Source organism: Pararhodobacter sp. SW119 (genome assembly GCF_017811755.1).
Taxonomy (GTDB): domain Bacteria; phylum Pseudomonadota; class Alphaproteobacteria; order Rhodobacterales; family Rhodobacteraceae; genus Pararhodobacter.
Genome location: NZ_JADDJF010000038.1, coordinates 22,402 through 30,377 on the forward strand (window position 1 = coordinate 22,402; position 7,976 = coordinate 30,377).

Here is a 7,976-nt window from a genome sequence, read left to right on the forward strand (position 1 = left end):
GGCCGATGAAGCTGTCGACAAAAGGCCGGTATGCGATGGTCGCGATGATAGACCTAGTCCTAGAGGCCGACCCCACGATTTCGCAGCACGTGTCGCTGGCCGAGATCGCGAAAAGGCAGGATATTTCCTTGGCTTATCTGGAGCAGCTGTTCGTGAAGCTGCGGCGCGCTGAGCTCGTCGAATCGGTGCGTGGCCCGGGCGGCGGATATCGCCTGGCACGCCCGGCGGCAGACATACGCGTCGCCGAGGTGCTGCAAGCGGTAGAAGAAAGCTACAATGCACTCGAGAAAGGAACGGGGGCAACCGGTGCGCTGTCGGGATCGCGCGCTCAATCGATGAGCAACCGGCTTTGGGAGGGATTGAGCGCGCAGGTCTATGTTTTCCTGCATCAGACGAGCCTCGCGGATGTCGCTCTCAATCGCTTGAAGCCTTGTCCAGCGGTTCCAAGCCTTTTTCAGGTGGCGTGAGCATGGCGAAACGGCTCTACCTTGATTGGAACGCCAGCGCACCGCTGCGTTCGGAGGCAAAGGCGGCGATGTCCGCATCGATGGAATTGACTGGAAATGCCAGTTCGGTACATGCCGAAGGGCGCGCGGTGCGCGCGGCGATTGAAAAGGCGCGTGCCCAAGTTGCCTCCGCTCTGGGTGCGGACGGGGCGGAAATCGTCTTTACCTCCGGCGCGACCGAGGCCGCGGCCTTGGCCTGTGCCGGAAGCGACCTGCACTGCGCCGGTATCGAGCATGATGCGGTGGCTTCCTGGTGCAGCGTCGACCTGGAAGTGGGCGCAGAGGGCAGGGTGACGGTGCCGGAACCCGAGCGCGCCTGCCTGCAATTGGCGAATTCAGAAACCGGGATCGTGCAGGAACTGCCGGCGGGACTGGCCGTCAGCGACCTGACACAGGGCTTCGGCAAGCTGCCGGTGGCATTCAACTGGCTGGGTTGCCAGATGGGATTGGTATCGGCGCACAAACTGGGTGGGCCGGCCGGCGTAGGCGCTTTGGTCCTGCGGCAGGGGACCGATCTTTCCGCGCAGCTCAAGGGCGGTGGACAGGAAATGGGTCGGCGCGCGGGAACCGAAAACCTGATCGGGATCGCAGGTTTCGGCGCCGCGGCTGAAGCGGCGGCAAGCGATCTGGCGGCCGGTCGCTGGGAGGAGGTTGAAGCGATCAGGAATTGTCTGGAATCGGCACTGGAAGCTGATTGCCCAGATATTATCTCTATCGGGCAAGGTGCGCGTCGCCTGCCGAACACGCTTTGCCTTGTCACGCCCGGATGGAGGGGCGAGACGCAGGTGATGACGATGGATCTTTCCGGGTTCGCCGTCTCGGCGGGTTCGGCCTGTTCCTCGGGCAAGGTGACGGTCAGCCGGGTGCTGCAGGCCATGGGGTTTGACGATCTGGCGGCCGGTTCGGCACTCAGGGTCAGCATTGGCCCGGGGATCGTACGCGAGGACGTGTTGCGCTTTGCCGAGAGATTCACCGCAGCCTGGAAACGGGCGCGTGCACGGATGAAATAGGCGGGGCCACCTGCCGCAGAATGACAGGAAGATGAAGATGTCAGCTTTGGACAATACCCTTGAGGTCCGCGAGGGCGTCGACCGCGAGACGGTCGAAACCGTGCAATCCATGGCCGGCAAATACAAGCATGGCTGGGAAACCGAGATCGAGATGGAGTTCGCGCCGAAGGGCCTGAATGAGGATATCGTGCGGCTGATCTCGGAAAAGAACCGCGAGCCGGAATGGATGACCGAATGGCGCCTGGGCGCCTTTCGCCGCTGGTTGCAGATGGAAGAGCCCGACTGGGCCATGCTCGATATCCCGGCAATCGACTATCAGGAACAGTACTATTACGCCCGGCCGAAGAGCATGATCGAGAAGCCGAAGAGCTTGGACGAGGTTGATCCGAAGCTGTTGGCTACGTACAAGAAACTCGGCATACCCTTGAAAGAGCAGATGGTTCTTGCCGGTGTCGAGGGAGCCGAAGAGCAACAGGATCGCAGAGTCGCTGTCGATGCCGTCTTTGACTCGGTGAGCGTGGGCACGACATTCCAGGCGGAACTGGCGAAGTCCGGTGTCATCTTTTGCTCCATCTCCGAGGCGATCCGCGAGCATCCCGATCTCGTCAAGAAGTACCTCGGTTCGGTCGTTCCGGTCAGCGATAACTTCTTCGCCACGCTCAACTCGGCGGTCTTCACGGATGGGTCCTTCGTCTATGTTCCCCCCGGCGTTCGCTGCCCGATGGAACTGTCGACCTACTTCCGCATCAATGCCGAGAATACCGGACAGTTCGAGCGAACGCTAATCATCGCCGACAAGGGAAGCTATGTAAGCTATCTCGAAGGCTGTACCGCACCCAAACGTGACACAATTCAGCTGCACGCAGCTGTTGTCGAAATCGTCGTTCTCGAAGACGCCGAGGTGAAGTATTCGACCGTCCAGAACTGGTATCCCGGCGACGAGGATGGCAAGGGCGGTATCTACAACTTCGTCACCAAGCGCGCCGACTGCCGTGAAGACCGCGCCAAGGTCATGTGGACGCAGGTCGAGACTGGCTCCGCAATCACGTGGAAATATCCGTCCTGCATCCTACGCGGCGACGAAAGCTCGGGCGAGTTCTACTCGATCGCGATCACCAACAACTGGCAACAAGCCGATACCGGCACGAAGATGATCCATCTTGGAAAGAACACGCGTTCGCGCATCGTGTCCAAGGGAATATCGGCGGGGCATGCGCAGAACACCTATCGCGGGCTGGTCAGCATGCATCCTAAAGCCCTAAGTTCGCGCAACTATACCCAGTGCGACAGTCTGCTGATCGGGGATCAGTGCGGTGCGCACACTGTACCCTATATCGAGGTCAAGAATTCCTCGAGCCGGGTGGAGCACGAAGCGACGACGTCGAAGGTCGATGACGACCAACTTTTCTACTGCCGCCAGCGCGGCATGGACGAGGAAGAGGCTGTCGCGCTGGTGGTGAACGGCTTCTGCCGTGAGGTTCTGCAGGCGTTGCCGATGGAGTTTGCCATGGAGGCGCAAGCGCTGGTGGCGATCAGCCTGGAGGGATCGGTCGGCTGATGAACTGGAAATGGCTGCTCACCTCCGGTGAGCCTCGGCCGCGTTATGTGCTGCTGGTGGCGATCGGGGTCGTCCTGATGATGTCGCTTACCTACCCGATCTGGTACCCCGGCGGGCCTGGTATGGCGGCGTTCGCAGCGGTTTCGGCTATTGTCATCAGCCACGTCTCGGCCAAATTAATCATGCGCCAGTAGGGCGACAAAACGGGAAATAACATGCTGGAAATCAAGAATCTGCACGTCAAGCTTGAGGAAGAGGACAAGGTGATCCTCAAGGGCGTCGATCTGACGGTCGAGGCTGGCAAGGTACACGCGATCATGGGGCCGAATGGTTCGGGGAAATCGACGCTGGCCTACGTCCTGTCCGGTCGTGATGGCTATCAGGTCACCGAAGGGTCGGTCACGCTTGAAGGCGAGGAACTCCTAGAGATGGAGCCCGAGGAGCGCGCCGCCCTGGGCCTGTTTCTGGCCTTCCAGTATCCTGTCGAGATCCCGGGCGTTGGAAACATGACCTTCATGCGAACCTCCCTGAATTCCATTCGAAAGGCCCGCGGGCAGGAGGAAATGTCCTCCGCCGAGTTCCTGAAGGTCATGCGCGCCAAGGCGAAGGAGTTGAAGATCGACGCCGAAATGCTGAAGCGGCCGGTCAACGTCGGCTTTTCGGGAGGTGAGAAGAAGCGCAACGAAATCCTGCAGATGGCGATGCTCGAGCCAAAGATGTGCGTCCTGGACGAGACGGATTCCGGGCTTGACGTGGATGCGATGCGACTTGTCGCGGACGGCGTGAACGCACTGCGCGATGCGGGTCGCGGGTTTCTGGTCATCACGCATTATCAGCGATTGCTTGATCACATCAAACCCGATGTCGTGCATATCATGGCCGATGGCCGCATCGTAAAGACAGGCGGCCCGGAACTGGCCTTGGAAGTCGAGACGAACGGCTACACCGAAATCCTTGCCGAGGCAGGAGCGGCAGCATGACGGCGAAGGCAATTTTGGGTCACCGCGCTGCGCGTCGCGCGGCAAAGCTGGAGGCGACCGCGGTGCGACTTGAAGCGCTGCAGCTTCCAAACAGTGGTCAATGGCTGCGACGTGCGCGTGAAATGGCGCTCGCGCGGTTGAATCACATGGGCCTGCCGGATCGGCGTGACGAGTACTGGAAGTTCACCGACCCCAACACCCTGCTTCAGCCGGAGGTGCTGCCGGCGAAAATTCTGGACATCACCGACGCCGCGATGGACTTCGTCGCCTTCGATCGGTTGAAGATCGTGTTCGTGGACGGTGTCTTCGATGCCGACGCTTCGGACGATCTGTCGAGTGAGGGGCTGGAAATCGTGCGGCTGGCCGAGGCCGGCGCAAGCGACATCCATTGGGCACGGGAATTCTATGGAACGCTGGAGGCCGAGGGGCAGAAACCCGTCGACCGTCCGCTTGCTGCTCTGAACACGGTATTGGCGACCGATGGTGTTGTGATCCGTGTGACCGGCAAGGTTTCGCGCCCTGTTTCACTGATCTACCTGCGTCGGGAAACGGACGCTGAAATGATCCTGCATCACCTCGTACGGGTTGAAGAAGGTGCGGAACTGACACTTCTCGAGAACGGCCCAGGTGCGGCGCGGCTCAACACGGTGACCGAAGCCTGGGTTGCCGACAGCGCGGCACTGCACCATGTCCGCACCCAGGGTCGCGACCACGAGCGTCGTGCCGCCACTCACTTCTTCGCGCAACTGGGTGCTCAGAGCGTATTTAAGTCCTTCACGCTGACGGCGAACGGCGCATTGTCGCGCAACGAGTCCATCGTATGGCTGAACGGCAATGGCGGCTCGGCGCATGTTGCAGGCGCTGCCATGGGAGATGGAAAGTTCCACCATGACGACACGGTTTTCGTGACGCACGCCGCGCCGGATTGCGAAAGCCGACAGGTGTTCAAGAAGGTACTGCGCAACGGCGCGGTCGGTGTCTTTCAGGGCAAGATACTTGTCCGCCGAGCGGCGCAACTGACCGACGGATACCAGATCAGCCAGGCGCTGCTGCTGGATGAGACGAGCCAGTTTCTGGCCAAACCTGAACTCGAGATCTACGCCGACGACGTCAAGTGTTCGCACGGCTCGACATCAGGTGAGATCGACGCGGACCAGTTGTTCTATCTGCGCGCACGTGGGGTCCCCGAGGAAGCCGCCCAGGGCTTGCTGGTCTTGGCGTTTCTAGCCGAAGCGGTGGAGGAGATCGCGCATGAAGATCTGGCCGAAGAAATCCGCCGGAAGCTGGACGGATGGGTCAGTCGTCACAACTAGGGCTGGGCGATGTCGTTGAGCACTGACATCCTGCGCAGTTATCGCGCGCCGCGGCTGGTGGTTCGCGAGCAACTCGCCGCTGGCAGGCGCGAAGATCGGGTGTTGGTCTACCTCATGCTGGCGTGTGTCTTGATCTTCTTTGCACAGTGGCCCGGGGTGACGCGGGCGGCGCAAATCGACCCTTCGGTACCGCTCCAGGCGCGAATTGGCGGCGCGCTGATGGGGGTGCTGTTCGTGCTGCCTTTGCTTTCCTATGCGTTGGCTCTCTTTATCTGGTTGGCATTGCGCCTGGTTGTTCCCGTGTCGGCCTATGGCGTTCGCCTGGCGCTTTTCTGGGCCGTTCTCGCGATCACACCCCTGATGTTGGTTCAGGCCGCACTTTCCAGTGCTCTGGGAGCCTCCGGCGGCGGGATGCAACTCTTCGGGTTTGTCGTGCTCGCAGGCTTCTTGTTCATCCTTTTCGGTGGGCTCAGAGCCGCGCTTGAAGCTGGCAGCGCCGCGGCGTAGGGAGGCGACATGTCCGAAGCCTATAATCTAGCGTCCCTTGCGCGCCTGTCGCTTGCCGAGCCTGAGAAGGGCGCCGCCGCGGTGATCGAAATTGATCCCCCGCTGAGCGCGCGCTGGATGTTGCTGGCGCTGGTTGTCGCCATTGGCACCCTCATGGCCTACCTGCTCCCGCTTCTGAGCGGCGCGGACGAAGCATTGCCCACACCGATAAGTGCGGCGATGCTGCAAGGTGTACTGAATCTTGCCGCGGTGGGCCTGATTGCGGGGGTGGGACGAATGTTCGGCGGCAGGGGCACGTTCGAGGATGCGTTGCTACTGGTCGGCTGGTTGCAAGTGATCATGCTGGGCCTGCAGGCGTTGCAGCTCGTCGCGCTGCTGATCCTGCCGCCTTTCGCCAGCATCGTGATGTTCGCTTCCATCGTGCTGTTTTTCTGGATGCTTGTCGGTTTCATCCGGACCTTGCACGGATTCCAATCCCGACTGGGTGTCTTGATGGCGACATTGGGGACGCTGTTTCTCGCCGCATTCGTATTCTCGATCGTGCTGCTGACACTGGGATTCGAGCTGCCGGGGATGGGTGATGTTTGACGTCGAGGCAGTACGCCGTGACTTTCCGATCCTGTCGCGCAAGGTCAACGGTCGACCACTTGTCTACCTGGACAATGGTGCCTCTGCACAGAAACCGCAGGTCGTCATCGACGCGGTAACGCGCGCATATTCACAGGAATACGCAAACGTGCACCGAGGCTTGCACTTTCTGTCGAACCTCGCGACCGAGAAGTACGAGGGCGTGCGCGGTATTCTGCGCCGCTTCCTGAATTCCGCGCATGAAGACGAAGTCATCTTCACCTCGGGCACGACCGAGGGCATCAACCTCGTGTCCTACGGTTGGGCCGCGCCCCGCATGCAGGCGGGTGACGAAATCGTTCTGACGGTGATGGAACATCATGCCAACATCGTGCCGTGGCATTTCTTGCGTGAGCGCCAGGGTGTGAAGCTTGTCTGGGTCGAAATCGAGCCTGACGGCTCGCTCGATCCGCAGAAGGTGCTGGATGCGATCACGCCGCGCACGAAGCTGCTGGCAATCACGCATATGTCGAACATGCTGGGAACGGTGGTCGACCTACGTACCATCGTCGAAGGGGCGCAAGTGCGCGGCGTTCCGGTGTTAGCGGACGGCAGCCAGGCGGCCGTTCACATGCCCGTCGACATGCAGGCCTTGGGTGTCGATTTCTACGCGATCACCGGACACAAGCTATATGGCCCCTCCGGCTCGGGCGCGATCTACATTCGACGTGATCGTCAGGCCGAGATGCGTCCCTTCATGGGGGGCGGAGACATGATCCGCGAAGTGACGCGCGATACGGTCACTTGGAACGATCCGCCGCACAAGTTCGAGGCTGGTACACCCGGCATCGTTCAGCAGATCGGTCTGGGTGTCGCGCTCGAATACATGATGGCGCTGGGTATGGAGGCGATCGCCGCGCATGAACGGGACCTGACGACCTATGCGCGCGATCGGTTGAAGGGATTGAACTGGTTGCAGGTCCAGGGGGATTCGCCCGGCAAGGGAGCGATCTTCAGCTTCACTATGGACAATGGCGCGCATGCTCATGATATTTCGACGATCCTTGACAAGAAGGGTGTCGCGGTTCGGGCCGGTCAGCACTGTGTCGGACCGCTGATGGACCATCTAGGCATCAACGCCAGCTGTCGTGCATCCTTCGGGATGTACAACACGCGGGGGGAGGTTGATGCTTTGGTGGAGGCTTTGGAGTTTTGCCATGAACTCTTTGCGTGAGGGGCGATTGGCTGTTGCAGAGGCGGCTTGCGAAAGCTATTAGCGTGCTGCGGCACCCGTAGCTCAGCTGGATAGAGCGCTGCCCTCCGAAGGCAGAGGTCAGAGGTTCGAATCCTCTCGGGTGCGCCAGATCTATAAATGAATACAAGGATTTAGCCCGCCCGTGCGGGGTTTTTGCGTGTTGGGGAATGGGTCGGGAGTGGGCGCCGAAGGGGAATTCGGCGGCCGGCAGCGGTGGGTTTTCGTGCGCGGGATGGTGGCCTTCGGGCGGTGCCGGGAGAGCGCTGGCAGGGTGCTGGAA

The 7,976-nt window shown here is 60.8% G+C and carries 9 protein-coding genes and 1 tRNA gene; all 10 read left to right on the plus strand.

The features are described 5' to 3' along the window. Positions 1 to 5: 5 nt before the first annotated feature. The 10 genes from IM708_RS16190 (at position 6) to IM708_RS16235 (ending at position 7,804) form a co-directional block, all read left to right on the plus strand. Complete coding sequence (locus IM708_RS16190; protein WP_209427620.1) at positions 6 to 467, plus strand: Rrf2 family transcriptional regulator; 462 nt, start codon at positions 6 to 8, stop codon at positions 465 to 467. Positions 468 to 469: 2 nt separating this feature from the next. Further along, positions 470 to 1,516 carry an aminotransferase class V-fold PLP-dependent enzyme gene (locus IM708_RS16195; RefSeq protein WP_209427632.1) on the plus strand — a complete coding sequence of 349 codons (1,047 nt, stop codon included), beginning with the start codon at positions 470 to 472 and terminating at the stop codon, positions 1,514 to 1,516. Positions 1,517 to 1,553: 37 nt separating this feature from the next. Further along, on the plus strand, positions 1,554 to 3,074 hold the full coding sequence (gene sufB, locus IM708_RS16200; RefSeq protein ID WP_209427621.1) for a Fe-S cluster assembly protein SufB: 1,521 nt from the start codon (positions 1,554 to 1,556) through the stop codon (positions 3,072 to 3,074). Beyond that, complete coding sequence (locus IM708_RS16205; RefSeq protein WP_209427622.1) at positions 3,074 to 3,268, plus strand: hypothetical protein; 195 nt, start codon at positions 3,074 to 3,076, stop codon at positions 3,266 to 3,268. The genes sufB and IM708_RS16205 overlap by 1 nt, the downstream gene beginning before the upstream one ends. 21 nt (positions 3,269 to 3,289) lie before the next feature. Continuing rightward, entirely contained in the window at positions 3,290 to 4,054 is a 765-nt protein-coding gene (gene sufC / locus IM708_RS16210) for a Fe-S cluster assembly ATPase SufC (protein WP_209427623.1), read from the plus strand. Further along, positions 4,051 to 5,367, plus strand: a complete 1,317-nt coding sequence (gene sufD / locus IM708_RS16215) for a Fe-S cluster assembly protein SufD (RefSeq protein WP_209427624.1) — start codon at positions 4,051 to 4,053, stop codon at positions 5,365 to 5,367. The genes sufC and sufD overlap by 4 nt, the downstream gene beginning before the upstream one ends. Positions 5,368 to 5,376: 9 nt before the next feature. Further along, positions 5,377 to 5,874: a YIP1 family protein gene (locus IM708_RS16220; protein ID WP_209427625.1), complete on the plus strand. Its 498-nt coding sequence runs from the start codon at positions 5,377 to 5,379 to the stop codon at positions 5,872 to 5,874. Between the two features lie 9 nt (positions 5,875 to 5,883). Beyond that, entirely contained in the window at positions 5,884 to 6,462 is a 579-nt protein-coding gene (locus IM708_RS16225) for a YIP1 family protein (RefSeq protein ID WP_209427626.1), read from the plus strand. Continuing rightward, on the plus strand, positions 6,455 to 7,675 hold the full coding sequence (locus IM708_RS16230) for a cysteine desulfurase (protein ID WP_209427627.1): 1,221 nt from the start codon (positions 6,455 to 6,457) through the stop codon (positions 7,673 to 7,675). Before IM708_RS16225 ends, IM708_RS16230 begins: the two co-directional genes overlap by 8 nt. Before the next feature lie 52 nt (positions 7,676 to 7,727). Further along, positions 7,728 to 7,804 (plus strand) — tRNA-Arg (locus tag IM708_RS16235). Positions 7,805 to 7,976: the final 172 nt, after the last annotated feature.

Coding starts and splice junctions, on each gene's coding strand:
- IM708_RS16190 (WP_209427620.1), top strand. CDS start 6: ATGAAGCTGTCGACAAAAGGCCGGTATGCGATGGTCGCGATGATAGAC.
- IM708_RS16195 (WP_209427632.1), top strand. CDS start 470: ATGGCGAAACGGCTCTACCTTGATTGGAACGCCAGCGCACCGCTGCGT.
- sufB (WP_209427621.1), top strand. CDS start 1,554: ATGTCAGCTTTGGACAATACCCTTGAGGTCCGCGAGGGCGTCGACCGC.
- IM708_RS16205 (WP_209427622.1), top strand. CDS start 3,074: ATGAACTGGAAATGGCTGCTCACCTCCGGTGAGCCTCGGCCGCGTTAT.
- sufC (WP_209427623.1), top strand. CDS start 3,290: ATGCTGGAAATCAAGAATCTGCACGTCAAGCTTGAGGAAGAGGACAAG.
- sufD (WP_209427624.1), top strand. CDS start 4,051: ATGACGGCGAAGGCAATTTTGGGTCACCGCGCTGCGCGTCGCGCGGCA.
- IM708_RS16220 (WP_209427625.1), top strand. CDS start 5,377: ATGTCGTTGAGCACTGACATCCTGCGCAGTTATCGCGCGCCGCGGCTG.
- IM708_RS16225 (WP_209427626.1), top strand. CDS start 5,884: ATGTCCGAAGCCTATAATCTAGCGTCCCTTGCGCGCCTGTCGCTTGCC.
- IM708_RS16230 (WP_209427627.1), top strand. CDS start 6,455: ATGTTTGACGTCGAGGCAGTACGCCGTGACTTTCCGATCCTGTCGCGC.